Genomic DNA, 25011 nt, shown 5'->3' on the forward strand with positions numbered 1-25011 from the left:
ATGGCAGCGATCCGATAAACGCGATCGCAACCTCATACAAACAGAGCGAACTAACAACTCAGCGCTAAGCTAACGCCTCGCTTCGCTGTTTTCATCCCCAAAGGGCTGTACGCGATCGCATCCTTGCTAAATTTTGGCTGCACGTAGAAGCGCGATCGCCTGTCGTTATAGTTTGAGTTTAGGCAGTTGCGGTAATCTTGCTCCAACTATAATTGGACAAAAGGCTCTCAGGTAAAGACATGACTACAGTCGCTATCTTGCCAGTATCTGATGCCAATGGCGAGAGGCTTTATCGAGCGATTGCGCTTGGCGCACGCTACGCGAACGCAGGTGATAAGCAATCAACAGGTAAAACCGCAGGTGAAGCGCTCGATGCGTTAACTGCTCAGTTAGAAGGTAGCGAATCGGGTACGTTACTGCTTATCCAGAGTTTTCGTCCTGACTGGTTTTTTAGTGCTGGGGAGCAACAGCGTTTATCAGAGTTGATGAGTTTGTGGCGAACAGCACGCGATCGCGGACAGGTGCTACCTCCAGAACAACAAGCAGAGCTAGATAAACTTGTTGAAGCTGAATTAAAAGCAGCCACAGCCCGAACAGCAGCTTTGGTGCAACAACTGAGTCAATAAACCCTTTCTATACTCTAGTCGCTGATCACGCTGCTCATCGATGTGAATATTGTTATGCTCCAGAGCTAGTTTTCAACTTCCCGTTTGAAGTCGAACATATTGTCCCTCTTTACCGAGGCGGCGCTGATGCTGAATTCAATTTAGCTCTCGCTTGTCGCTCCTGCAATCTTCGGAAAGGAACTCGCATCAGTGGAATCGATCCTGAATCCGGTACGGAAGTTCGTCTGTTTAACCCAAGGCAAGACCAATGGGACGACCATTTCCAAGTAGACAGCGATTCTGGAACGCTTGTGGGAAAAACGCCCATTGCAAGAGTAACAATTGCTTGTTTAGAAATAAATAGTCAAGCACAAGTAACGGCGCGGCAGCTATGGATTCGTCTAAGTTTATTTCCTTAACACTACCTATATCGTCATGGGTGAAAAGCTGAACGGCTAGCTTATAGTAAGCTATGCGAATTGACAAGTCAGGGCAACGCGATCGCATATTAACCCTAAGAATCGCTTGAGAATTTACTCACAAATTTCCCATAGAGAAAACACATTTAAATAGTAGTGGGGCAGCGATTATAAATAATCGCTGCCCCACACAGAGTATTCACTATTTCTTGCGTTACTTACGCAGGAAGCAATACTGTGTCAATGACGTGGATGACACCATTATCAGCAGCAACATCCGCTGTTGCAACTGTTGCATCATTCACTTTGACGCCACCATTGGAAGCATCAATTTTCACATCTGAACCCTGAACGGTAGTAGCTGACTTCAGCTTAACTACGTCAGATGCCATCACTTTGCCGGAAACAACATGATAGGTCAGGATTTGCTTAAGCTTCGGAATATCTTGAAGCAAAGAATCTACTGTACCTGCGGGAAGTTTAGCGAAAGCTTCATCAGTAGGCGCAAACACAGTGAAGGGACCAGCGCCTTGCAGTGTATCAACCAAACCAGCAGCTTTGACGGCAGCAACTAGGGTGTTAAATGAACCAGCCTGAACGGCGGTATCAACGATATTAGCCAAGTTTTTTACCTAGTTTTTTGTCTCTTGTTAACAACTATAAAGTTTATTTTAATAAATTGTCTGTACCTTTAGGCATATCCCCAATTTGTTGAGTCGAGAGCCACACAAATACTAGATATCGTTTATACTAACAAAGTCATAGATTTGATTTAGGTTAAGTTGAGTTTATGCAAAAGTTATAGGATAAACTTCAACTTTATTGAAGAAGATTACTGAGCGTTTTTGTAACAATAATTACTGAGAGAGCCTACATTACTGCAAATGCAGTCGAGGCACCAGTCTCTCATATTTTTAATATAAATTCATGTAGTTTTATTCTACTCTTGCTAGACTAACTTGCTCGGCTGCATTTAGCAAATGTAAAACACTGGAAACCTGAAGCAGCGATTCAGCGAAAGCAGATTTTCGGTTCTGTATTTTCTGTTCTGTAAGAGTAAGTGTGATTAGGCAAAGCCCAGCGCCTGTCTGAAGAGATGCCGAAAGCTGCTAAGCGCGATCGCATACTTCCCTCAGATGAAGCCTAGATCGTTGCTTGCACTAAAGGACTCTCAAAGATTTCCGTACCCATAGAAAAGCACCGCAAGGTAAATTGCGGTGCTTTTCCTTCACTTGTCCTTATTTATCAGATGCAAGAAGCTCTGATACCGCTGCGTGTGCTAACACAACGCCCGGTTCGCGTTGGAAAGCATTGTAGTATTTCCGGGCAAATTCATTGCCTAGCTCTGACGGCGTCAGCAGCGTGCGGGCATTGGTAATCAGATTTTGGATATCATCCAGCGATACAGGTTCATCGCTAGAGAGCATTTCATCAATTTGCACAACCAGCTCAGAAAGGCGATGCAGCCACGCAAATTGTTCGTGCTCAATCACGAGTTTCAGGAGTTCTGTGTTGGATACCCGTCCGCGCACCTGTTCGTAAGTGATGCGTTCTGTGTCAAGCAACATCCGGTGGAGGTGCAGCAATTTGTTCCGCAGATCGCGCAGATATTGATGTTGATGTATTCGTTGTAGCAGTGTGTTAGAAGTCAATGGAACCCATCCTCCCGTTACGATAATCTTCAATTGCTTGAACAATTTCTGCTTGGGTATTCATTACGAATGGCCCGTAGCGGACAACTGGCTCGTTTAGCGGTACACCTGCAATGAGCAACACGTCCAATGGCGATCGCGCATCCGATGGATTTGAAATTGCTACTTCCTCACCATCTTGTGCAAACAACACCATCTGCCCATCTCCTGCGCGTTCCTTGTCTGCACCAAACAAACCTTCTCCATCTAGCACGTATGTAAAGGCATTGTATTCTTTTGGCACAGGCTGAACCACTGTTCCGCCCGGTTGGAGCGTGAAGTGCAGGTACATTATCGGAGTCTGCGTTGCGATGGCTGCTTTCGCTCCCAGCGCTTCTCCAGCGATCGCTTTTACCGTTACCAAGCCATCATCAGTCTGAGCAGTGGGAATTTGCTCCGCCGAGATTTCCTGATAACGAGGTTTCATCATCTTGTCCCGCCGAGGCAGATTTACCCAAAGTTGCAGTCCGTGAAGCCGTCCGCCAGTCCGAGCAAATTCCCGCTCTGGCATTTCTGAATGGACAACACCGGCTCCTGCTGTCATCCACTGCACATCACCAGCACCCAACTGTCCTGCATGACCCTGTGAATCTTTGTGTTCCAAGCGCCCCTCAAGGACATAGGAAACCGTCTCAAAGCCCCGATGGGGATGATCCGGCGCTCCTTTTGCTTGACCCGGCTCAATATCAACCGGCCCTAATTCATCAAGGAGGAGGAAGGGGTCGAAGTGGGAAAAGGTGCTTTTGGGGAATGGGCGGCGCACAAGCATCCCTTCACCTTCCAGCGTTTCGACACTGTTAATGATGCCTGCAACCGTTCGCATCGTTCGTATTTGAGTCGTCATCAACTGTCTCCTTGATGCCTTAGTTATCAGTTTAATCAGAACCCTGGTAAAGAATATGCGGATAACCAGCACTTGCAGAGTATGAAAGTCTATCTAGATCGGGTCATAAACCCCGGTCGGCAAGAAGCTGATGCCTTTAGGTTCTTTGTCGGAGCAAACCATCATTCATCTCGTTTACTTTGATTGCTCCTATATATGATTGATCATATATTAGCATAAGATCGTAAGTAACCAATAGAGCTTCCACTACTTCATTCTTCGGAAAACCGTCTATGTCTCTAGCACACGCAATTCTGGGTTTACTTCAGCAAGAAGAGAGGACGGGTTACGACTTGAAAACCAGCTGCTTCGATCGATGTATTGCTCACTTGTGGCCCGCAGACCAAGCACAAATCTACAGAACCCTCGATAAACTGGTTGGGCAAGGGTGGATTACCTGTACTTTAGAGATTCAGAGCGATCGCCCAAATCGCAAAGTTTACAGCGTGACGGAGGCAGGGCAAGCCGAATTAATCCGATGGCTGCAATGTCCTCAGCCCTTGCCAACCGTGCGAGATCCCTTACTCGTGCAGTTGCATTTTGCGGCGCAGTTACCCGATGAAGCTATCCTTCAACTTTTAGAGGAGCAACTAGCCGCACGCCGCCAAAAGCTCTCTGAGTGTGAAAATATTGACTTGCCAACCCTGAGCGATCGCTCTGCGAGCCGCGAGCAGATTCTGCAACGGCTCGGACTAGAATTAGCGATTCGCAGAGAACAAACTTACATTGATTGGCTCAAGACTGCTATAGAAGCGATCGGGAACGCATAATGAATCAACTAGAGGTAAAAACCAACGCCTCTATCTCGTCTTCCACTTCGCTAATCAGATCCTGCAATTGCCACCAATCGCAAGATTCCCTCGGTATCTGCTTTTGTTGTTCCAAAAGCTCGGAAAGCTGTGCATTTAACCGCTTGAATTCAGCAGCAATCCATTGAATCTTCATTTGACGGGCATCGGTCATAACTCTGAATTCCCTTTACTGTGATTCTTCTTACAGGTTTGAATCAGTTAAACGGGAAAAATCACTCTAGTAAGTACACTATCCAAACAAGTCCACCCAAAATTGCTAAATTTCTTGATCAAAGGCAGACTCTAATCCTTTTCGGATAAGGTACGAGCTTGCCTAAACTCCCTTGAAAAAGGGAGAAAATATCCTTCTTTTTAAAAACGGTAGTGAGAATCCTGATTTCTCCCCGCTACTCCTTGCAAAGAGAAAAAATAGCTTCTTTTTTCAAGCGATCGTATAGGCGGCTGCGCTCAGTCATTCCTGTGCGATGCGATCGCTCCCTTGGCAGAGTTTGGGGGTATCTGATGTGTAGCCTCACCAAAGGAGAAGAGGATTAGCCAAAAAACAGCAAATATCGGTTTCTTTTTTCCGAACTAAAATCCTTGCTCTATAAGGATTTTAGAACTTATCGGGAAAGCATAGGCTTTCTAGCGCTTCGGGAAACACAGTAATTTGAAGTGAAGATACCTATTACTGACCCAAAAGCGTAGTTATCAAGAATGCACTCACTCAATTTTGGAAAAAACTCAAACATGAAAAATTTGACCAAGACAATTGCATTCACTATTTGCTCTCTCTGGCTTGTGAGTTGTGGTAACTCGCTTCCCAATGCTTCTCAGCAAAATCAACCAAATAACGCCCCAGAAACGAAGGCGGATTCTTCTAATAAAGCTCAAACAGATAGCGAAGTCAAAGCTAATTCTTCTAATAAATCTCAAACGAATACCGAAATTAGCACTGATTCTTCTAATAAAACTCAAACGAATACCCAAGTTAAACGCGATAAAAATAAGCAAGTTTCAACCAAGCAGCCAACCATTGGTACCGTCACAAGCATGGTACAGGGCGACCTCAAATGCTACATCACCCTAGTGGATGAAAACAGAATTGAGAGGAATGTGGGCGCATCATTTGAAGTCTGCGAACAAGAAAAAACTTTCTTGAATAAGAAAGTTCGTAACTCTTATGAAATCCTCTCTGTTAATGATTGTGAAAGCATCGAACCTTGCGGCAAAAGCAAACAAGAATCTCTCATAACCAAAATGGAGATTATCGATGATGGAAACTCTCAAGCTCCAACTGACTCACAAACTCTCAGTAATGGTGAGTGGACAATAACGGTTGGTAATGCAAAATCTTGGTCAGGAGTCAATGGAACGGGAAATCTTAGCTACCGTGGTTGTGATGCTAATGGAAAATGCATCAATTTAACTGGAGGTAAAATCACTTGCCGGGATGGAAGTTGCACCACAGGCTGGGCGAATGGGGATTATTTTTACATTCTTGAGACACCAATCAGCAATCCCGATCAGCCTGAAGGAGCTGACTCTTCAACAATCTTAACCGTAAAGAAAGGAGCTGAGGTAATCCTAACAGCTAAAGGATTGAAAGCCGTATCTCCCTAACAATTCTCCCAACACAAAGTTGAGTTATAAACTGTTATTTCTAGCTTGAGTTTTAGGGAAAAGAACGCAAGGAGAAAGCGCTAGTATGCCAAAGATTTACCAAGGGCATTGGCATACTAGCAAACCTTGCAGAAGGAAAGGCTTGTGGGAGCAATTATTAAATAATCGCGCTGATGATGAGCGCTACTGCAAGTGCGTAACAAAAAATAGCTGTAGCGCGATCGCCAATTCTATGTCTGATTTGGAGTGTCTTACGAGTTTGCCAAAACCAACTAGGTTTTGTGTAGGTGACAAAAACGAGAAAAATGGCTGTAACTAAATAAATGGGGTTCATCTCAAGCCACACTCCGTTAGCCGTGACATATAGACGCGATCGCTCTTTAAAAAAACCATCTCAAAGACTTCAACCGTAAAATCCCAAATTCCGGAGTTCTTGTGCAATCGCCAGAAACCTCGTCCAGCCTTCAATAGCGTGTAGTCGCAATCCTAGCATTTGAATGGTGAGCTAACCCTTCAGATACCCGACTCCGTAAGAGTTTTCGGGTATCTCGCCTTCAGGAATCATTTAGGGGCGCTAGAGTACAAATAAATTGTTGTTAGTGGCTACTGGCAAGGACGCGAACTGACAAGTCAGCGTTAGGCTAACGCCTCGCTTCGCTGTTTTCATGCCCAAAGGGCTGTACGCGATCGCTGCCAGTCTTCTACCATCCAAAATTTGAAATCTAAAATCTAAAATGGTATAAGCAGGCTGAGTTTTAACAAAAATGTAGTTTATTGTGACAACAATTTGCTACACTCCAACTTCTGAAGTTCAAATAAACACAGATTGAGCGAATGCGGAAGGGGGTCGTGAAGTGGCTGATGATGAACACACACTAAACGAAGAACAGATTCATCTGAGGGACTTTTCCTGGTCTTTCTGGTTCACTTTGCCTCTCTATCCTTTTGGCAGTCGGCGGACTATTCGCAAAGAAGTTGTTCAGGATACAGTCTGGACTTTTGACCAGCTTCAGGGCATCTTCTACGTTGTCGTGCCGATTCGCATGACAGTCGTTAAGCTAGATGAAGGGGGTTTGCTCGTCTATGCGCCTGTTGCGCCGACTCCTGAGTGTATCCGGCTTGTCAAAGAATTGGTAGCAGAACACGGAGATGTCAAGTACATCATCCTACCCACGATTTCTGGACTAGAACACAAAGTCTTTGTGGGTCCCTTTGCTAGATGTTTTCCGCTTGCACAGGTTTTTGTGGCTCCTTCTCAGTGGAGTTTTCCCCTCAATCTCCCCCTCAGTTGGCTGGGTTTGCCTTCCAAACGCACTCAGGTACTTCCACAAGACAGCAGCACTACCCCCTTTGCCAACCAGTTTGACTACGCGATACTAGGTCCCATCTACCTGGGACCGGGTAAGTTCGCGGAAGTTGCATTTTTTCACAAGCGATCGCGCACGCTACTTGTAACCGATTCGGTAATTTCCATACCAGAAGATCCGCCTGCAATTGTCCAATTAGATCCCTATCCTTTGCTGTTCCATGCCAAGGAGCAGGCATCTGATATCGTTGCCAACACTCAGGCAAATCGCCGGAAGGGATGGCAGCGCATCTCCCTATTTACTTTGTACTTCCAACCAGGCGTACTAGAAGTCCCAAAATGGGGTGAAGTGTTTCGCAATGCTCTCAAAGCACCGGAACGTTCTAAGAAAGCTTATTTCGGTTTGTTTCCCTTTAGATGGAAGCCAGATTGGAAGCGGTCGTTCGATGCGCTGCGAGGAGATGGTCGTCTGTTTGTGGCACCAATTCTACAAACTTTGATTCTCAACCGCGCACCCAAAGAAACCATCGAATGGGCAGATAAGGTAGCAAGTTGGGACTTTCAGCGAATTATTCCCTGCCATTTTGACTCGCCAATTCAAGCAGAATCGCATCAGTTTCGACAAGCATTCTCCTTCTTAGAAAAGCACCCTTCTCAAGGTGCAGGATTGTTCGGCAGTAGCACTTATCCCTTACCAGAGCAAGATTTTCAACTGCTCAAGGTATTGGATAAAGGTTTGAATAAGCTTGGCATCGTACCACCAGCAAAGGAAAAGGTATAGGACAAAGAGCAATGCGTAAAGTTATCCTGTTCATTGCATCCAGTTTAGACGGTTATATTGCGCGACAGTCTGGCGACATTGACTGGTTATTTACAGACCAAGATTACGGCTATTCAGAATTCTTCGCCAGTGTTGATACTCTTCTGATGGGTAGGAAGACTTACGAGCAAGTGCTGACTTTCGGTGAGTATCCTTACAAAGGTGTAAAAAGCTATGTGTTTACAAAAAATCCTCTCTTTCCAGCAGATAGCAATGCTGAAGTTATCAGGGAAGACATCACGGAATTTGTAGAGCAATTGCGTCAGGTAGATGGAAAGAATATCTGGTTAGTTGGCGGATCTCAACTGACTCATGCCTTGATGAGTCAGAACCTAGTAGATGAGCTAATTCTTTCAATACATCCAACGATATTGGGTGAAGGAATTCCATTATTTGATAATGGAACAATTTCTCAATCTTTGAATCTTACTAAATGTCAAACTTATGATTCTGGTCTTGTGCAACTGTCTTATGATGTAGTGCATTAAAGTGAGTAAATGGCAATAGAAATCGATGCGCTGTTTCAATTCTTGCTGCAATGCAAATTGGCACAGGTTTTATCAACGCTTGATTCCTTTAAATCGTTCTTGCGCTGTTTTAAACGCTTCTTGCATCACAGACTGAATTTTCTGAGGATCGGGTTTTTTACCCCCCATTAAGTCACCGAAATAGACGCAGGCACCTTCGCCTAATGACCAGGTGTAGGCAGCTGCCCAGGAAGCAGCGATCGCGCTCCCAAAACCCGGTAAGAATTTAATTAACTCCCGTCCGATTGCCCGTGCTAAAAAGCCACTGGCGATCGCGCTAACGACCCCCCCCGCCTGCGATGGACTCAGGGTTTGCCCGTACAATTTTCCTAACAAACCGACCATTGAGACTTGCAAGGCAGTTAGGACAGGCATGGTGGCAAATGGCAACGGTACCGCCTCAATCGCGGCTGCCATGATGGAAAATGCCAACATATAACGGCGTCCAACATCTCGGTAGAGGTTGCCAATTTGTTCGCTAGCGCCCTTATCTAATAATTGATAAATCGCCCGCGCTTCCGCTTCTGGTAGGAGGTCTGCCAAGGTATCTCGCAGCGCCTCTAAGCCATAAAATACCGGCGTGTAACCATCTTCTTCCAGGGTGAAGTCAATCATAACGGAGCGATCGCACACTCCGGCAAACGCTTGTTGAATGGCACCGAAAGCTCGGTTAACCTCCTCATAATCGGGTGGATAAGCGGGATGATCGTTAGTACCGGGAGGATAAACCTCATGCAAGCAGGTGACAGCTAGCAGACAAGGAATATCTGGATACTGCTGACGCAGCTGAGTCGTAATCTGTCGCAGTGTGTCGGTTGCAAAATCATTGATTTTGACTGTCAGAATAAGAATTCGGGCAGAACGACTCTCCTGTTCCAAATCGCCAACCAATTCTTTAACGATCGCCTGAGTGTCCTGATTTACATCTCCTAGCCCGACCGTATCTGTAAAAATGAGTAACGGCACATCGCTCGAAGGATAAGCATACCGTTCCGTGTGTTGCGTGTGAGGGCGAAATCCCTGACCGACAATCTCAGCAGAAACGCCTGTCAGCCCCCGCACAATCGAACTTTTCCCCGCTTGAGGTTTCCCAATCAAAAGGGCTTCTGTCGTGGGGAGTTCAGCTCGAACCGTCTCCAAAATCTCTGCAACCCGGTCTTCGCTGACACTAAACCACCCAACAGTCTTTTGTGCCACTTGTTCTACAGGTAGCAGTTGCCTCAAACGTGCGGTTGCGTCGTTCCAAACACCCGCAATGCGGTTTTTGGGAGAATCATTGACCGACTCAGTCGTCACAGCATCCGTTGGTTCGCTAGGTTGCTGAGAATCCATTGACGACGAATCAGCATCACGTTGCTCAGTCATAGACATTAAAACGGCGGATAGATTCAGATTACATCGTGTCTATCTTCTAGACTACAAGCAAGCTACTCGTCGCTCTCGCCGATCGGAAAACTAATATAAACCGATAGAAGCCTTCTGCGAACGCAGGCAGGTACAATCAGCATGCAGTGGGACGAGCAACGAGGGCACAGAGAAATCTGGGAGTAAAGCAGCTATGCAATTTGTATCCGATCCACCGATCTCGGTCAAAATCCGTAAGATGAACGAAAGAGTGCGATGGCTTGCACCGAGTCTTGTGGACAGAGGAATCGATCAAACCCGGATGGTTTTAGACGATGGCGCTTCTGACACTCCGGAGTTCTCATTTTTAGTCGTGGGAGATAGCGGCTCCGGCTCCTATCGAGGATACAACCCCCAACGACAAATCGCAGAACTCATGCTTGCCCACCGCGAACAGAGCCGTTTCGTGTTGCACACCGGCGACGTGATCTATCTGGTTGGCTCCAGCGAATACTACCTAAAAAACTTTATTTCTCCCTACCGAGAGTTTTTGGTAGGAGGCGATCGCCCGGAACGCATTGCCTACGATCAAATGGTCTTCAATATGCCGTTCTTGCCGGTGCCAGGGAACCACGATTACTATGACCTACCCTTTATCTATGGTTTAATCGCCCAGGCTTCGCTGCCCTTACGCCGCCTGCTGCGCTCTCAGTTAGACTTGGACATTGGCTGGCACGGTTCGGGTCAAGGGAATGCCTATGCACGAGCGTTTCTTGACTACCTCAAAGCGTTCAATAGCGAGAGCGAATTGGCTCGTCATCTAGATCGTCATTACACTGCCAAGACGGATACAGGTCGCTGTCTTTCTTATCAACCGGGACGCTTCACCCGCTTACCTAACCGCTATTACACGTTTCGCAGCGGTGGAATTGATTTCTTTGCACTCGATTCAAATACTTTCAATGCGCCAATCCCCCTGCCAACGACTCAAGAGGGGGACGACTACCGTAGCGAATTAGAAAATCGTCGGTCTGACTTGGAACGGCAGAAACTTCAAATCATGGAAGCCTCAGCTCTACTGAGTTCCGGGCGACCCGAAGAGGCTGAACAGCTGGATGACAATCAAGCCAAACTAGAGCAAATCGACGAACTTTTGATTGACATCAACAAGCAACTGGCAGCCGACGAAACGACAGTCACTGATTTCGAGCAGCTGGACTGGTTGAGGCAAAGGCTGATTGAATCTTGGAATACCGCCGAGGTGCGCGGGCGGGTCATTTATTTCCACCATCCCCCCTATGTTACAGAGGCGACGAAGTGGCACCAGGCGCAAACTTTAGCAGTTCGTCAGCGTCTCCGCCGGGTGTTAGATGCGGTGAAGCAAGCAGTCGGAAACGAGGCGGAGGGGCGTCCGCTGGTCGATCTGATTCTGAACGGTCACGCTCACTGTCTGGAATATCTCCAAACTGGCGATACCGGATACGGTGACTCCAATATCAATTGGATCGTTTGTGGTGGCAGCGGTCACAGTCTCCGCCGTCAGCGGTCTGAGGGAGCAGAATTGACGGAGAATTTTGGGGGAATCAAGGGCGGTGACACCCGCTTGGTGGCAAAATCGCTGCTTTTTGTCGGTCGTCATGGTCAGGGGTTGCAGAAGCGACGACCTTACTCATTTTTGCGAATTGATGTCTTTGACGGTCGCCCTCCGAAGTTCAAAGTCCGACCGTTTATCGCTGAGCGATCGCGGCGAGAGTGGAGTAATAGCGAGATTGAAGCGTTTTCAATCTAAGTTTTTGTAGGATAAGCGATCGCTCTAGGGTCAGTGACCCTCGATTTTGTCTTGCGTCAGTGCTATCTGCCAGGGAACCATCCACCAGGGGATGAGCGATCGCACATCCCATACTACAGCCTGCAATTCCTTATATATATAGATGGCTTGGCAAAATGTCAGGCATAAAACTTAAGCTCAGTCAGGAGTTTGGGTAGGTTTCCTGCATCCTTGCAAAATTCCCAAAATATTTTTCCCCAACCCCTTGACACTCTTTGTAGTATTTATGTAGTATAAATATATTGAAAGAGGGGAAGAGACAAAAACCTCTAACCCAAAAAAGTCATGATGTTACTTTACATCCAACGAATCAATAAAGGCTGGCATCCGCCAGAATCCTTTGAGGTGCAGCATCAGCCTACTTCCCAAAAATCTGAAGTAGATACTGAACAAGCGGATAATACACACCTCACTCAAACCAAAACTGCTGAATCTAGGCGTAATACCCAACAGGTTTATTACCTAGAAAGGCGATTATTTCTGTAAATATTTTCCATCTTTTTCTGAACCTTGAAAACTGAATAAGAAATCACCTATTTAACGATTGATACTGTGCATTTTTAATTAAGCACAGACATCTCAAGTGGGGGAATAGCCTAGCAAGCAATGCCCCCCACAGCCCGGAGATGTAACACGTTTGTAGCAAGATTGCTGAATTGATGAGGCTGTAACTCAGTTGCGTAGAGTGCTTGTCTGTCGAACAAGATGTCGCGGGTTCAAGTCCCGTCAGCCTCGTTCAGCAAATAGAGATAAAAATTCTTAATCTCATCTCGCTACAAGGTCCCATCGTCTAAGCGGCTAGGACACAGTGCTTTCAATACTGGAATACGGGTTCAAACCCCGTTGGGACTATGGGGCGATTTAGTATCTGTTTCTTTCAGATTGTAAATTGCCCAAATCGCCGAGGTCGAGTCGCCAAGAGGCTTAAGGCGTCTCTCTGCAAAAGAGAAATTCGTGGGTTCAAATCCCACCTCGACCTCTCAAAGGGAGTATAGCTCAATTGGCAGAGCAGGCGGCTCTTAACCGTATGGTTGCAGGTTCGAGTCCTGCTACTCCCACTGCCCTGAAGACTGCAATCGAGGGAGTATAGCTCAGGTGGTAGAGCAGCCTTCTCATAAGAGGCTCGTCGTAGGTTCAATTCCTACTACTCCTACTCAAAGCCTCATCGTCTAGCGGTTTAGGACATCGCCCCCTCAAGGCGAGTACAAGGGTACCCTTCGAGAAGGCTTCGCCTACAAATCCCTTTGGGGCTATCTGGAGAGGTGGCTGAATGGTAAAAGCGCTTTTCTGCTAAAGAAGTTTGGGGCAACCCATTGCAGGTTCGAGTCCTGTCCTCTCCGCCTTTTTCATTTGGGTCGGCTCGCCTATTAGGGTGGGCAGCGGTCTGTAAAACCGCCGCTTTTATGCATTGCAGGTGCGAATCCTGCCCGACCCATTGGACTTTGGATTTTTAATTTTAGATTCAAAGTTCAAATCGTATGTGGGGATGGTGTAATTGGCAACATCTCGATCTCCAAAATCGATGATCTGAGTTCAAATCTCAGTCCCCGCGCCATTGAGAGCGTCGTTTAACTGGATAAACTCTCTGTCTACGAAACCGTAGCTTGCTTCCCGGAGGGTAGACGTGGGGGTTCAAGTTCCTCCGCTCTCGTCAACTTGGAGAGGTGGTCGAGTGGCTTAAGGCGCAGACTTGGAAAGTCTGATTAGGTTTTACCTAACGCAGGTTCAAATCCTGTCCTCTCCGTTGAAACTTCCCCCGGTAGCTCAGTTGGTAGTTAGCGCCTGTTTGAAGCACAGGAGGTCGTCAGTTCGATTCTGACCTGGGGGGCTGTCGTTGCCTTGTAGCTCAGTGGAAGAGCAGTCGCCTGTTAAGCGAACGGTCGTAGGTTCAATCCCTACCAGGGCAGCCTTTCATTGCCGAGTGGACGAATAGCAAGTCGCATAACTCTGAATTATGAAGTTGTAGGTGCGAATCCTACCTCGGCATTTATTGGGGAGTCGCCTAATGGCATGGCACCGCTCTTTGAAAGCGGAAAAATGCAGGTTCAAGCCCTGCCTCCCCAGTTCTGCCCCTGAGAAGGCAGCTTTCATCACGCTCCTGTAGCCCAATTGGAAGTAGGCGGCTGTCTCAAAAACAGTCTATGTGTGAGTTCGAGTCTCACCGGGAGCATCAAAACTCGCTCCTGTAGCCCAATTGGAAGTAGGCGGCTGTCTTAAAAACAGTCTATGTGTGGGTTCAAATCCCACCAGGAGCATTAACGGGGTGTGGCGCAGCTTGGCTAGCGCGGCAGCTTTGGGAGCTGAAGGTCGCAGGTTCAAATCCTGCCACCCCGATTTACCCCTGTGATGCAACAGGTAGACATACTTTGTTGAGTGCAAAGTTTATGCTGGTTCGATCCCAGCCAGGGGTATTGGGTGTTAAAGCCCGAATACGAATAGACCAATCATTTTGCCCCTGTAGCCCAATTGGCACGAGGCGCTTCGCTTAGAACGAAGAGGTTGCTGGTTCAAGTCCAGTCAGGGGCATTGGTGCGATGCGGGTGAAGTAGCCAGGGTAGGCTTGGAGGTCTCATAAGCCTCTTATCAGCAGGTTCAACTCCTGCCCCCGCCACCAAATTGCAGGCGTGGTGCAATGGCAAGCATAGAAGTTTCGTAATCTTCTGATGCGAGTTCAACTCTCGCCGCCTGCTTCAAGCAGATGTGGCGTAACCGGAAACATAAGGGCATGGTAGGCCCTTGATGTGTGTACCCTAGCCTTCGGTAACGGCTAACGCCGAACGGGAACGCTGACGCGAACAACCCCCGCCGTCTGCTTTCTGATTGCAGGTGTGGTGTTAATGGCAACACAGCAGCCTTGTAAACTGCCTATGCGAGTTCGAGTCTCGCCATCTGCTTGGGTGTGGCTATGCTAACAGTCTATTTTTTGAGTTTAAAGAGGAGGGAAATATGACAACGATGACGGTTACAGATGCTTTAGCTCACTTCTTCTCTATATCTTGTTGAACTGAATGGCATGGCTAAAATGCAGAGGCTAATCGTCTGTTAATTTTGTGCTAACGAATTAGAGCAGAAATCATGAGGCGGATTGCGATCGCTCAAGACACGCTAGAAATTCTCGAAGCAGGCTACTACTACTCCCCTGAAGGTAAACAGGTCGATATTGGTCAAGGATTGGTATCCTGTCTTGCTCAGACAAAATACTACGAACCCGATACCCTCTCAACTATCAAACAAAACGTTCTCTCTAGCTCTCCTCAATTCTCAAATATAGAATTTGAGGTTAGGAATGAGACAACTCTGATGGGAGCAGAACGCATAACGCGATCGCAAAACTTTCAAAAAATTGCCGTTCTCAATTTTGCTTCTGCTAAAAACCCTGGAGGTGGATTTCTCAAAGGCGCTCAAGCCCAAGAAGAGAGTCTGGCGCGTAGTTCGGCACTTTATAAAAGCCTGTTAAAATGCCCCGAATACTACGATTTCCATCGTTCTCAGCGATCGCTCCTATACTCCGATCGCATCATCTACTCACCCGGTTGTCCAATCTTCCGAAAAGATGATGGAACGCTTTTAGAGAAACCTTTTCTGGTTGATTTCATAACAAGTCCAGCTCCTAATGCTGGTGCCATTTGGAGAAACCAACCCAAGGATGCTGAAAAAATACCCGAAGTTCTGTATAGTCGCGGTGCAAAATTGTTGAGCTTAGCTGTTTACTATGGATGCGATGCTCTAGTTTTAGGGGCTTGGGGATGTGGGGTATTTAAAAATGAGCCATCAATGGTTGCCCAAATGTTTGCAGATTTCTTATTACCCAACGGTCAATTTTGGGGGAGATTCAAAAGCGTTCTATTTTCTGTACTTGACTCTTCTAAAGAAAGCAGAATATTTGGAGAATTTCAAAGTCGATTTTCATCAGAAAAATAGGATTCCCTCACAACTAGAATCAACGCCTCAAGCAGTTTCAGATTTTAGATATGCGGATATGGTGCAATGGCTAGCACATTAGCCTTCCAAGCTTATGATACGGGTTCGAGTCCCGTTGTCCGCTCTGTTAAATATGCGGGTGTGATGTAGCGGCTAGCATCTGAGTGCGCCACACTCAGCGCATGGGTTCAAATCCCATCACTCGCTTTCGTAGTCCTGTAGCTCAATGGTGGAGCGTTTGCCTTACAAGCAAGGGGTTGCGGGTTCAAATCCTGCCAGGACTACCAATTTAGATTGCCTCCATAGCTCAGGGGAAAGAGCAGCACTCTTCTAAAGTGATTGTCCTAGGTTCAAATCCTAGTGGAGGCGCTGGTTTAACGCTTCTTAATTTAAGGAGGTGAATTAAGTTGGTTTGTTGATATTTTGCAATTACGGCGATCGCATCTTGCGTGACCCAATCACTAGAGCCTACATACTTTAGTACGAGAGGAAAAGTAACGCTGTTCAAACACAGCGGGCGTTTGAGAACGAGGAGTGCGAAGAACCCGGCAGGTTGGCTTCAAGGTAGCCATCCTTTAAAGAGTGTGTAACAACTCATCGGCGGAGTCCCTCTAGTAACTGAGAAAACGCAAAATGCTCTGATAACTTGCACGCGAGAATGCGATCGCATTCAACAACACAAAACACGGGTCTGTAGCTCAATTGGTAGAGCATCTACCTTGCAAGTAGAAAGATGTCAGTTCGATTCTGACCAGTATCCACCAAATTTAGGGGTCATAGCTCAAAAGGCACGAGCGCTTGCTTTGCACGCAAGAGGTTAGGAGTTCGATTCTCCTTGACTCCATCATGGTGTCTGAAGCCAAAGCGGTAGCGGCGCTGGTTTGTGGAACCAGTCATAGCGGGTTCGATTCCCGTCAGACACCCCTGAATGGAAGCTGCTGCCGAGAGGACGGCAACCTGTCTCGAACACAGGAGTGCAGTGAATAACTGTAGGGGTTCGACTCCTCCAGCTTCCGTTATTCAACTCGGAAGATGCCGCCGAATGGACGGCAAGCGGCCTTGAAAACCGTGGTACGGCAGTGATGTCGTAGGGGTTCGATTCCTCCATCTTCCTTTGTCCACTGGAGGCTGAAAAGCGAAGCACCGTGCTGATAACGCGGCTATAGAAGGGGCAGTACCTTCCCAGTGGATTTCCCTCTGCCAACGGAATAGGATCTGGTGCTACGAACGCCGGACTTGATGGTTCGACTCCATCCAGAGGGGTTTCCCTTGCCTGCGGGATGCAGACCTAGCCCTCCGAAGGCTGGCGACCAAGTTCGACTCTTGGGCGAGGGGTTATTCCGGGATAGCTCAATAGCAGAGTTCGCGGCTGTTAACCGCGTTGTTGTAGGTACTCTCCCTTGAAGGCTGTGCCTACAAGTCCTACTCCCGGAGCCAATTTTCACCCGTGTCCTAACAGACAAAGCATACACACTCGGCTGTTAACCGACAAAACCAAATGCTTTTTCGACTTGCACGGGATAAAACTTCCCTTACCTGCTGGATGCAGACTTATTCCTCCTAAGAATGGTAGCCAAGTTCGACTCTTGGGTAAGGGGTTAATGCCAGATAGCTCAATGGCGGAGCAAGCGGCTGTTAACCGCAAGGTTGTGGGTTCGACCCCCACTCTGGCAGTTTCATTTGTGCGGGTGGTTGGCATATCGGCTGTGCAGCTGGCTTTTAACCAGCACCAGATAGGTTCAACTCCTATACCACCCATTATTTCCACTGGAGACCGAAAAGCGAGGTGCAATGCTTACAACATTGCTGTAGGAGGGGCAGTACCTCCCCGGTGGACTGATTAATGAAATTTTGACTGTTGAGTTTTAGGTTCAAGACGGCTGACACAGGTTTCTCAAGACTGCTAATTATCCATTAGTTACGCTACTACTCTAGTCAGGGTATCCTTTGGGGAGGGCAACTTACAGATAAGTGTGTTAAACCGTTCGATGCGGTTCAATAGATAATTAGCGTATCAAAAAAAAATCAGAAAAATTATTAAGTAATGCTGAAACTGAATTTGCTGCAAAATGGCTATCACAGCCTTTATCACGCAGTTGAACATTTAGAGTTAGCGGAGCAATCTGTTGATTTTGGCAAAGAATATGACGAAGATGGTTTTGTCTCATGGAGAGATGAGAAAGGCTGTCTAAAATCTTGGGGAGGAGAGCTTTTTACTAAGCCTCCAAATACTTATCACTACAAGTTTGCAATCTTGCATCTCATACAAGCACTTGAACTGATTATTAAGGGATACATATATCAGCAGAATCCTAATGATGTCTTCCGAAATAAATCCAGAACCTACACTATTGGGCTGCCAGATGCCCTAAACAAGCTCATAGCTCTCGAACCATCACTTCTTTCACCACAACAAGTAGCTCTAATCCAGCAGGCAAAAGATATACGTAATGCAATTGAGCATTATATGTTTAGCTTTAGATTGGAGGAAGCGCGTGCTGTTTCTCTAGATTTCCTATCCCTGTGTAATTACTTAACCTATCGACTTTTTGGTGTGACGCTCACCGAAGAATGGAGTTGGGAACCTTGGACAAATGATTTTGATCCAATTGTGGAGACTTTAGGTGGTTTACTTGCTGAACTTGGTTCAGCAGGCACAGAGTCAAAGGAGGAAGTTGCTAAACTTTGGTCTTCCCGCAATGCAAAAGACACTATTTACCTATGTATGAATTGTGGAACCCGTAGTGCATCGATTTTACAAGGTACCTGTGTTGTCTGTGGCGAAGTCACTGATGAAGAAGTGGGTAACTTAATAGATGAGCTGGAAGAAATTTCCACTCATATAAACCAACTGCGTGAAATAAGTATTAAACTCCGAGAAAAAGGTATTGAGCTGCCTTCTGAGATGAGTCAATTATTAGATGGTAATGGTGAAGCATTCTTAAACGAAGATGAAGATGAGGAGGAGTACACCTAACACTTTGCTGTATTGGACAGCTAGTGTCGTCCTAGTTTCCATTACTAGATGATAAGGAGGTTAGGTTTTGGATGTTACACAAATGCTGAAAAATGCAGAAAATTCATTATGGGACTTCATAAATAATGTGCTGCAACAGAAGTGCGATCGCTCATCGTCATAGCTTGAGTTAATGCAAGGAAACCCAACCTATACTTCTGCTTTGCATATACGCCAAGATGAATTTTGCTCTTAGCATTCCAAGGATGCGATCGCTATCAGCTTGTCGATGTGGGATGGAAAGATGGCAGTACTCGTATTGATGGATGTGTGCTGAGGATGGTACGTCATTACATTAAGCACCGGAAGCCAAGAAACGACGCACTGTGCTGATAACGCAGAGGGAAGAGGGGCAGTACCTCCCCGGTGGTTTGCTTATAATTAGAGATTGCCTGCTAGCATTTAAAGACTTTGTAACTGATGCCAACTCTGATTTTGACTCCACGCTACACTGACGATTCTCAGGCTTTATGGCGTGCAGCTAATCGTCTGGGTTGGCGAGTCGAGCGACTAATGAACTGGCGGCTACCTGATGAATTAAAACTTGTACCCGAACCAGTCTTGTATGTGGAAGCATTGATGACAGAGATGATAGCGGAGCAACTTGGACTTCACTTACTTGACGCACCAGATGATTGGCTACCCAATTTACCTGAAGAATATCGGAAGCGTTGGGTTTATCTCAGTACCCTCGGTGAAGCACGGAGCATAGAAAAAGCAGCTTTTATCAAACCGCCAAACGACAAAAGTTTCCCTGCCCGCGTTTATCAAGGTAAGGAATTGCCAAGCGATTATCCCGATGAGATGCCAGTGCTAATAGCGGAAATTGTGGAGTGGAAAAAGGAGTTTCGTTGTTTTATTTTGAATCGCTCTCTGAAAACATTCTCAGTCTATCTCCGCGATGGAGAGTTACAGCGAGAGAATGATTTTGTACATACTGAAGAGGAAGAGTGCGAGGTTCGGGAGTTCATCGAAACTCTACTATCAGATGAACAGGTAGAGATTATTCAGGCATCAGTAATTGACGTAGGTATGATTCAAGGAAGAGGATGGGCAGTTGTTGAACAAAATGCAGCCTGGGGAGCAGGTTTGTATGGTTGCGATCCCATTGAGGTTTTAGAAGTGCTACGGTATGCTGTTGTTGCTGCATAACATATAGTTAGGCTGCAAGTATCACGGTATTTGTACGATGAGCAGTCAGGAAATCAACTAATAAGTTAGGTAGCGGAGCGAAGGAAGGTTCACTTAGAAAATCGAATGCTCTAAAGACGTTCATCGGTTCCGGTTTCCCTTCCCCATAAGCGTGTTAAACCTCTTCGTGCAGTTGAATAAATAGTTATACCGTTAAGCTATTGGTGAGGATAATACTTGAGAATCCTATACCAGAACACAGCATCAGGCTATTCCCTTATTTATGGATAGCATCGCCACTCTCCTTTTAGTGCAATCAAGTCACCTCGTAGACTAGATTGAGTTATAAAACCAGCAATCCCAGGCTTTTGAATGCCTAACAAACGCTTAGACTAGATGGACGTGGGATATCTGATGCTCTTTGAGTTGCGAGAAGCGACAACAGTTTCTCAACAAACACGCGATCGCGCCCACATGATTCAATCTTTATGATGACTGTTTTCTGACACCTCAGCGGCGTTACCGTTTGGACACTTCATTTCGGAAAAGGGGCGGACAGGTTAATTGTTCCATTTTGCTCAGGAAAGCATTCCTTTTTGAGCAACACCTATAATCAATCATGAGTAAAAAAATGATGTTGCAACCTTTTGTAAGTTTTCTAAAACTGAGTCTTGTCTGCTTAGTTAGCTCCGCTGTCTTAGAGCCAGCGCAATCCTACGCCCAGTCAGCAGGTTCACTGTCAACCCCTGATGCTACTTTTAAAGGTGTTTTGCAGCAATCAGATGCAGTTCCTTCACAAACAAATGCACCGCTGAAAGCTCAGGTCAATCCCGAACCAGAATCTCGTCCCCGGCGCAGCTATATCGGTCTTGGAGGTGCTATCGGACTAGCGGGTGATACGACTACCCTAGGAACGGGAGGTCTAGCGATTCTGACCAAGGTCGGATTTACGGACAACCTGTCTTTGCACGATGCCACAATCATATTTGGCGATCGCACTGCAACTTCGATGATTGCCCTAACTGGTGAGTTTCCCATTCGCGGTGCATCTGGACAAACTATTATCTCCCCTTTCCTTGGTGGAGGAGTCATGCTCAGGATTGCCGATGGTCTGAATATCAGTCCACTTATTTCTGGCGGCGTTGATGTTCCGTTATCAAGAGACTTAACGGGCACGGTACGGGCAAATGCAGGCTTCCCCGCTAATCGCAATGCTGATGTCGGACTTTTAATTGGAGTTGGTTATAATTTTTGAGTAACTGGCGTTAATTAGAATGAATTGATTAATTGGTGTTGAATAATTTTAGAATAAAAGATATTTGTTTCTATTAACAAACCTTCGTCATTTTAAAAGGTACAGGCAGTAACCATTACCTATTGAAATGACATCTTTTTAAAGCTAAAATAATAAGTCCCTGTATGGGACGATCTGAAAAGGATGATTATCTAAATCCAAGTTGGGATTCTACAAGCTTTCAAGCTTTTTAGTCCGAGTGACAAGAAGTTTGTCGAGCGCAACAAATAATTTTTTATCCAACATCAACCGACCGCGCAAATGTCACAATCCGCTCTACTTCCGCCTCCTATGTATCCGGGACTGAAATTAACGGCGCTTGCTCCCATGCAGGATGTGACGGATCTGCTGTTCATGAGCGCGATCGCTAACTATGGCAGTCCTGATTATTTCTTTACTGAGTATTTTCGCGTCCATACGAGTTCAAGTTTAGATAAAAATATCCTCAGATCAATTACAGAGAACTCCACCGGACGTCCCATCTTTGCTCAGCTCATTGGTGAGAGTGTTTCCGATCTAGTACGCATTGCTAAAGAACTAAGCCGCTATCCTGTCGCGGGTATCGACCTGAATATGGGATGTCCTGCGCCAAGAATTTATCGCAAAAACGTGGGTGGAGGATTGTTACGCGATCCCGAAAAGATTAGCCAAATCCTTGGCGAGTTGAGGGGGGCTGTCGATGGGCTGTTGACGGTCAAAATGCGAATTGGCTTTGAAGATACCGCTAATTTCGATCGTATCCTCGACTTGATTAACCTGCACAAAATTGATTTGCTGAGCTTGCACGGTCGTACTGTCAAAGAAATGTATTATGGCAACGTGCATTACGATCTGATTGCCCATGCCGTACAACGGGTTAATTGCCCAGTTTTAGCCAACGGAAACGTGACATCTGCCGCAACAGCAGCAGCGGTTCTAGACACGACAGGAGCCGCAGGGGTGATGGTTGGTCGTGCTGCAATCCGAAATCCTTGGATTTTTAAGCAAATTCGCCAATACCTGAGCGGTCAACCTGTTTCGACCGTAACGCTGGGTGAAGTTCGCGGTTACATTGAGCTACTGCGTCGAACGATGACAGCATGGACAGTACCGGAGAAAGCGCGGGTTAGCTATATGAAGATGTATCTAAATTACATCGGTCAGAGTGTGGATGCCGCCGGATCTTTTTTAAAAGATATGCGCCTATCCCAGACTGAAGCGGAACTATTTGGAGTATGCGATCGCTATTTATTAAGCAACCCCGACCAAGAATTTGCGTCGGAGCCGTATCCTAGACTTCTGGCTCGTCCTAGCTGCGAGACTGCCCGCGAATTGATCGCAAACTGAAAATAGAGAATCCAGTGCGATCGCAATCCTAAATGATTCGTGAAGGCGAAATACCCGACAACTCTTACGAAGTCGGGTATCTGAAGGGTTGCCTCACAACTAAAATTGGATTGCTATTGTTGTAGCGTGTTTATTTTGCTGGCACAGCAGCAGTGCAACCAGTAAGAAGTGACGCAGGAACGGGTACATCAGAATTCGCCAAACCTCGTAATTGCTGTCGATAGGCTACTAACTGACTTTGAGTGTTTGGATCGCGGACAACTTTTCTCATTCGATCGATTACTTTGATCGCTTGCGTCCAATTTTGAGTGCAGACTGCCTTTTGTAAAGAGGCATTGAGGTTTTCCTTGGGGACGTTTCGGGCTGCCGATGAATTTTTAGTAAGTTTGAAAGAAGTCAAAAAACCATCAATACTTTTAACTAAGTCTTGTTCTTTATCTGTTACTACGAAGACCTGATAAAATCGTCTCCGGTCTACCAAATAAAATCTACTTTTAACGATTACTCCTTGAGAGAGTTGCAGTTTAAATTCTCTTCCGGGGTAACTTCCTAAATTAATATTTCGTTGGCTTAAAAGCTTCCCTTTTGAACTATTTGCAAATCCAGTAATTGCCCCAGCCAAGAAACTGTTAACATCACTAGGAGTCTTGATCAGATTAGCCGGGAGGTCGGAATAACCAACGACATAACCGGCTTGATTCGGTCGGAAACTCTGGAAGAGTTGGACTTTAATTGGCCCACCTTTAGTCTGAATCGTTTCCTGACTTTGGTTCGGTGCACCGGGCATCAACACGGTGAAGCCGCCTGCGCGTGAAGCGAAGGGCTTCCATACCGACTGAGCGAGTAGAATCGGTTGCTCAGCTTGCACTGCATTAATGATGGGAGAGCCACCCACCAGGAAGGTGGTTAGGAAAAGAGAACAAAGAAGTGGATTTTTCATTTCAGGTAGAGTGCAATCAAGCGATCGCAATGAGATATCGAGCGAAAATGGATCTGTAGCTTCTTCTAATCTAGCCTTGAGCCATCCTCAATTATCCCAAACCAATGCCGCTGTTGGGGGTCACACATCCTCTGCACGCAGCACTCTGCAAGAAACTCACTTCAATCGCGCTCGTGCCAGTCTGCGGCAAGCGCTGTCTTGGTATTCCCACTCTCGCAGCCAACGGCACCCTTCAAAATTAGAAGCAACCGCAGCGCTGCAAACTGAACTGGATTTTTTAAAGTCTACGCTGGATAAGTTAGACCAGGGTGTGATTCGGATAGCCGCTTTTGGTTTAGTCAGTCGCGGCAAATCAGCAGTGTTAAATGCCTTAGTGGGGCAGAAAATTCTGCAAACTGGGCCGCTGAATGGGGTGACTCAGTGGCCCCGTTCCGTGCGCTGGACGCCTAACGCGGCGGGTAAGGTGCAGGTGGAATTGATTGATACGCCTGGATTGGATGAAATTCAGGGGCAAGCGCGAGCAGAAATGGCGCGGGAAGTAGCGCGTCAATCTGACCTGATTTTGTTTGTGGTGGCAGGTGATATCACGCGAACGGAGTATCAGGCACTGTGCGAATTGCGCCTGAGCCAGAAGCCTTTAATTTTAGTATTTAACAAGATTGACCTATATCCGGAGCAAGACCGACAAGCGATTTATCAACAGTTGCAAATTTTGGGTGCTGGCAGTCGGGAGACGCGATCGCTTCCGTCTTTACAAGAGGATGAAATTGTCATGGTGGCGGCGGAACCTGCACCCCTAGAGGTGCGTGTAGAGTGGCCCGATGGTCGCGTCACGCAGGAATGGGAGACGCCGCCGCCGCAGGTGGATGAATTGAAGCAGAAGATTTTGGGAATTCTGAATCGAGAAGGGCGATCGCTTTTAGCGCTCAATGCCTTAGTTCAGGCAAGAGAAGCTGAAGCAAGCATTGCTCAGAAAGTGGTGGCGGCTCGTGAAACTGAGGCGGAGCAGCTAATTTGGAGCTATGTGAGATACAAAGCGATCGCGGTTGCGCTCAATCCGATTGCTGTTCTGGATGTTTTGGCAGGAACGGTGGCGGATTTGGCGCTAATTCGCTCCTTGTCGCGGCTGTATGGGTTGCCGATGACGGGTTATGAAGTTGGAAAGCTTTGGAAAACCATTGTGTTTAGTTCGGGCGGCTTGCTGCTGGGTGAATTCGGCAGTAGTTTAGTTTTCGGGTTGGGCAAGAGTGCGGCAGCGATTGGGGCTGGGGAGAGTCCAACCAATATTACGGCTTATGGCGGTGCAGCGATCGCCCAAGCTGGTATCGCCGGATATGGAGCTTATGCAGTCGGTCGGGCGGCGCAGGTGTATCTAGAGCAAGGCTGCACGTGGGGACAGTTGGGAGCGAATACCGTCATTCAAGAGATTCTCAATCAGGTAGAACCGAATACAATTCTTTATCGCTTGCGGCAGGAATTGTTGCAATTCGGCGGAACATCTCCAAGCAATCAAAGCAAATAGATGAACGCAAAACCTAACCCCCAA

23 protein-coding genes, 29 tRNA genes and 1 pseudogene are annotated in these 25011 nt (G+C 46.7%); 44 read left to right on the forward strand and 9 right to left on the reverse strand.

The window, feature by feature from the left end; genetic code table 11:
* Window positions 1–50: 50 nt before the first annotated feature.
* On the reverse strand, window positions 51–206 hold the full coding sequence (locus tag NC997_RS04475; protein ID WP_348257762.1) for a hypothetical protein: 156 nt from the start codon (window positions 204–206) through the stop codon (window positions 51–53).
* A 33-nt stretch (window positions 207–239) separates the two neighbouring features.
* On the opposite strand from NC997_RS04475, the gene NC997_RS04480 reads away from it, so the two are divergent.
* Window positions 240–626, forward strand: coding sequence for a hypothetical protein (locus NC997_RS04480; protein ID WP_190528308.1), 387 nt, complete (start codon window positions 240–242; stop codon window positions 624–626).
* Window positions 623–802: pseudogene (locus tag NC997_RS04485) on the forward strand (HNH endonuclease signature motif containing protein); the annotation flags it as partial. The gene NC997_RS04480 and the pseudogene NC997_RS04485, both read left to right, overlap by 4 nt.
* Before the next feature lie 52 nt (window positions 803–854).
* On the opposite strand, the gene NC997_RS04490 reads toward NC997_RS04485, so the two are convergent.
* The 4 genes from NC997_RS04490 to NC997_RS04505 form a co-directional block, all read right to left on the reverse strand.
* The gene (locus NC997_RS04490; RefSeq protein ID WP_242031413.1) at window positions 855–1112 is read right to left on the reverse strand and encodes a hypothetical protein; all 258 of its coding nucleotides are present in this window, start codon (window positions 1110–1112) and stop codon (window positions 855–857) included.
* A gap of 130 nt (window positions 1113–1242) precedes the next feature.
* A complete protein-coding gene (locus NC997_RS04495; protein WP_190412512.1) occupies window positions 1243–1647 on the reverse strand; it encodes a fasciclin domain-containing protein in 405 nt (134 codons plus the stop codon).
* Window positions 1648–2262: 615 nt separating this feature from the next.
* A complete protein-coding gene (locus NC997_RS04500) occupies window positions 2263–2676 on the reverse strand; it encodes a hypothetical protein (protein ID WP_199299475.1) in 414 nt (137 codons plus the stop codon).
* The gene (locus NC997_RS04505; RefSeq protein WP_190528310.1) at window positions 2666–3559 is read right to left on the reverse strand and encodes a pirin family protein; all 894 of its coding nucleotides are present in this window, start codon (window positions 3557–3559) and stop codon (window positions 2666–2668) included. The genes NC997_RS04500 and NC997_RS04505 overlap by 11 nt, the downstream gene beginning before the upstream one ends.
* A 272-nt stretch (window positions 3560–3831) precedes the next feature.
* Here NC997_RS04505 and NC997_RS04510 point away from each other — a divergent pair, with 272 nt between their 5' ends.
* Window positions 3832–4368, forward strand: coding sequence for a PadR family transcriptional regulator (locus NC997_RS04510; protein ID WP_190528312.1), 537 nt, complete (start codon window positions 3832–3834; stop codon window positions 4366–4368).
* 4 nt (window positions 4369–4372) lie between these two features.
* On the opposite strand, the gene NC997_RS04515 is transcribed toward NC997_RS04510, so the two are convergent.
* A complete protein-coding gene (locus NC997_RS04515; RefSeq protein ID WP_190528314.1) occupies window positions 4373–4561 on the reverse strand; it encodes a hypothetical protein in 189 nt (62 codons plus the stop codon).
* A gap of 578 nt (window positions 4562–5139) precedes the next feature.
* Here NC997_RS04515 and NC997_RS04520 point away from each other — a divergent pair.
* Window positions 5140–6012, forward strand: a complete 873-nt coding sequence (locus NC997_RS04520; protein ID WP_190528316.1) for a hypothetical protein — start codon at window positions 5140–5142, stop codon at window positions 6010–6012.
* A 574-nt stretch (window positions 6013–6586) separates the two neighbouring features.
* Here NC997_RS04520 and NC997_RS04525 read toward each other — a convergent pair.
* A complete protein-coding gene (locus tag NC997_RS04525) occupies window positions 6587–6724 on the reverse strand; it encodes a hypothetical protein (RefSeq protein WP_348257763.1) in 138 nt (45 codons plus the stop codon).
* Window positions 6725–6866: 142 nt separating this feature from the next.
* On the opposite strand from NC997_RS04525, the gene NC997_RS04530 reads away from it, so the two are divergent.
* Together NC997_RS04530 and NC997_RS04535 are read left to right on the forward strand one after the other, a co-directional pair.
* Window positions 6867–8099: a DUF4336 domain-containing protein gene (locus NC997_RS04530; RefSeq protein WP_190528318.1), complete on the forward strand. Its 1233-nt coding sequence runs from the start codon at window positions 6867–6869 to the stop codon at window positions 8097–8099.
* An 11-nt stretch (window positions 8100–8110) separates the two neighbouring features.
* Window positions 8111–8626 (forward strand): dihydrofolate reductase family protein, encoded by a 516-nt coding sequence (locus tag NC997_RS04535; protein WP_190412520.1) that lies wholly within the window; start codon window positions 8111–8113, stop codon window positions 8624–8626.
* Between the two features lie 72 nt (window positions 8627–8698).
* On the opposite strand, the gene NC997_RS04540 is transcribed toward NC997_RS04535, so the two are convergent.
* A complete protein-coding gene (locus tag NC997_RS04540; protein ID WP_190528320.1) occupies window positions 8699–10030 on the reverse strand; it encodes a GTPase in 1332 nt (443 codons plus the stop codon).
* A gap of 193 nt (window positions 10031–10223) precedes the next feature.
* Between NC997_RS04540 and NC997_RS04545 the strand changes: the two genes are divergently transcribed.
* From NC997_RS04545 to NC997_RS04725, 37 genes are all read left to right on the forward strand, one after another.
* Window positions 10224–11798 (forward strand): metallophosphoesterase, encoded by a 1575-nt coding sequence (locus NC997_RS04545; protein ID WP_190528322.1) that lies wholly within the window; start codon window positions 10224–10226, stop codon window positions 11796–11798.
* Between the two features lie 33 nt (window positions 11799–11831).
* Window positions 11832–11966, forward strand: a complete 135-nt coding sequence (locus NC997_RS04550) for a hypothetical protein (RefSeq protein WP_277881818.1) — start codon at window positions 11832–11834, stop codon at window positions 11964–11966.
* Window positions 11967–12122: 156 nt separating this feature from the next.
* Window positions 12123–12323 carry a hypothetical protein gene (locus tag NC997_RS04555; RefSeq protein WP_190412523.1) on the forward strand — a complete coding sequence of 67 codons (201 nt, stop codon included), beginning with the start codon at window positions 12123–12125 and terminating at the stop codon, window positions 12321–12323.
* Between the two features lie 175 nt (window positions 12324–12498).
* Window positions 12499–12572, forward strand: a tRNA-Asp gene (locus tag NC997_RS04560).
* 44 nt (window positions 12573–12616) lie between these two features.
* Window positions 12617–12689 (forward strand) — tRNA-Glu (locus NC997_RS04565).
* 53 nt (window positions 12690–12742) lie between these two features.
* A tRNA-Cys gene (locus NC997_RS04570) sits at window positions 12743–12816 on the forward strand.
* Window positions 12817–12822: 6 nt separating this feature from the next.
* Window positions 12823–12895: transfer RNA gene (locus tag NC997_RS04575), tRNA-Lys, on the forward strand.
* A 22-nt stretch (window positions 12896–12917) separates the two neighbouring features.
* Window positions 12918–12990, forward strand: a tRNA-Met gene (locus tag NC997_RS04580).
* Window positions 12991–13093: 103 nt separating this feature from the next.
* Window positions 13094–13177, forward strand: a tRNA-Ser gene (locus tag NC997_RS04585).
* Window positions 13178–13189: 12 nt separating this feature from the next.
* Window positions 13190–13272, forward strand: a tRNA-Tyr gene (locus NC997_RS04590).
* Window positions 13273–13317: 45 nt separating this feature from the next.
* Window positions 13318–13392, forward strand: a tRNA-Trp gene (locus tag NC997_RS04595).
* Window positions 13393–13495: 103 nt separating this feature from the next.
* Window positions 13496–13581, forward strand: a tRNA-Ser gene (locus NC997_RS04600).
* Window positions 13582–13590: 9 nt separating this feature from the next.
* Window positions 13591–13665, forward strand: a tRNA-Phe gene (locus NC997_RS04605).
* Window positions 13666–13672: 7 nt separating this feature from the next.
* Window positions 13673–13744 (forward strand) — tRNA-Asn (locus NC997_RS04610).
* An 8-nt stretch (window positions 13745–13752) separates the two neighbouring features.
* Window positions 13753–13824: transfer RNA gene (locus tag NC997_RS04615), tRNA-Gln, on the forward strand.
* Between the two features lie 4 nt (window positions 13825–13828).
* Window positions 13829–13901, forward strand: a tRNA-Gln gene (locus tag NC997_RS04620).
* A 30-nt stretch (window positions 13902–13931) separates the two neighbouring features.
* Window positions 13932–14007 (forward strand) — tRNA-Leu (locus NC997_RS04625).
* Between the two features lie 9 nt (window positions 14008–14016).
* Window positions 14017–14092 (forward strand) — tRNA-Leu (locus tag NC997_RS04630).
* Between the two features lie 4 nt (window positions 14093–14096).
* Window positions 14097–14171, forward strand: a tRNA-Pro gene (locus NC997_RS04635).
* A gap of 117 nt (window positions 14172–14288) precedes the next feature.
* Window positions 14289–14363 (forward strand) — tRNA-Leu (locus NC997_RS04640).
* Between the two features lie 92 nt (window positions 14364–14455).
* Window positions 14456–14527, forward strand: a tRNA-Thr gene (locus tag NC997_RS04645).
* A gap of 132 nt (window positions 14528–14659) precedes the next feature.
* Window positions 14660–14731: transfer RNA gene (locus tag NC997_RS04650), tRNA-Thr, on the forward strand.
* A 181-nt stretch (window positions 14732–14912) separates the two neighbouring features.
* The gene (locus NC997_RS04655) at window positions 14913–15758 is read left to right on the forward strand and encodes a TIGR02452 family protein (RefSeq protein ID WP_190528324.1); all 846 of its coding nucleotides are present in this window, start codon (window positions 14913–14915) and stop codon (window positions 15756–15758) included.
* 52 nt (window positions 15759–15810) lie between these two features.
* Window positions 15811–15882 (forward strand) — tRNA-Gly (locus tag NC997_RS04660).
* Window positions 15883–15970: 88 nt separating this feature from the next.
* Window positions 15971–16045: transfer RNA gene (locus tag NC997_RS04665), tRNA-Val, on the forward strand.
* 9 nt (window positions 16046–16054) lie between these two features.
* A tRNA-Arg gene (locus tag NC997_RS04670) sits at window positions 16055–16127 on the forward strand.
* Between the two features lie 318 nt (window positions 16128–16445).
* Window positions 16446–16522, forward strand: a tRNA-Ala gene (locus NC997_RS04675).
* Window positions 16523–16528: 6 nt separating this feature from the next.
* Window positions 16529–16602 (forward strand) — tRNA-Ala (locus NC997_RS04680).
* Window positions 16603–16607: 5 nt separating this feature from the next.
* Window positions 16608–16681: transfer RNA gene (locus NC997_RS04685), tRNA-His, on the forward strand.
* A gap of 7 nt (window positions 16682–16688) precedes the next feature.
* Window positions 16689–16774: transfer RNA gene (locus tag NC997_RS04690), tRNA-Ser, on the forward strand.
* Window positions 16775–17097: 323 nt separating this feature from the next.
* Window positions 17098–17195: transfer RNA gene (locus NC997_RS04695), tRNA-Asn, on the forward strand.
* Window positions 17196–17360: 165 nt separating this feature from the next.
* A tRNA-Asn gene (locus NC997_RS04700) sits at window positions 17361–17432 on the forward strand.
* Between the two features lie 12 nt (window positions 17433–17444).
* Window positions 17445–17516 (forward strand) — tRNA-Lys (locus tag NC997_RS04705).
* Window positions 17517–17802: 286 nt separating this feature from the next.
* On the forward strand, window positions 17803–18735 hold the full coding sequence (locus tag NC997_RS04710; protein ID WP_190412525.1) for a hypothetical protein: 933 nt from the start codon (window positions 17803–17805) through the stop codon (window positions 18733–18735).
* 459 nt (window positions 18736–19194) lie between these two features.
* Complete coding sequence (locus tag NC997_RS04715; RefSeq protein WP_190528326.1) at window positions 19195–19926, forward strand: ATP-grasp domain-containing protein; 732 nt, start codon at window positions 19195–19197, stop codon at window positions 19924–19926.
* A 610-nt stretch (window positions 19927–20536) separates the two neighbouring features.
* Window positions 20537–21160: a hypothetical protein gene (locus tag NC997_RS04720; protein ID WP_190528328.1), complete on the forward strand. Its 624-nt coding sequence runs from the start codon at window positions 20537–20539 to the stop codon at window positions 21158–21160.
* A gap of 300 nt (window positions 21161–21460) precedes the next feature.
* Window positions 21461–22525, forward strand: coding sequence for a tRNA-dihydrouridine synthase family protein (locus NC997_RS04725; RefSeq protein WP_190528330.1), 1065 nt, complete (start codon window positions 21461–21463; stop codon window positions 22523–22525).
* A gap of 130 nt (window positions 22526–22655) precedes the next feature.
* On the opposite strand, the gene NC997_RS04730 is transcribed toward NC997_RS04725, so the two are convergent.
* Entirely contained in the window at window positions 22656–23465 is an 810-nt protein-coding gene (locus NC997_RS04730; RefSeq protein ID WP_190528544.1) for a hypothetical protein, read from the reverse strand.
* Window positions 23466–23610: 145 nt separating this feature from the next.
* Between NC997_RS04730 and NC997_RS04735 the strand changes: the two genes are divergently transcribed.
* Entirely contained in the window at window positions 23611–24987 is a 1377-nt protein-coding gene (locus NC997_RS04735; protein ID WP_347276131.1) for a GTP-binding protein, read from the forward strand.
* Window positions 24988–25011 lie beyond the last annotated feature (24 nt).

Source organism: Trichocoleus sp. DQ-A2 (assembly GCF_039961915.1).
Taxonomy (GTDB): domain Bacteria; phylum Cyanobacteriota; class Cyanobacteriia; order Cyanobacteriales; family FACHB-T130; genus FACHB-T130.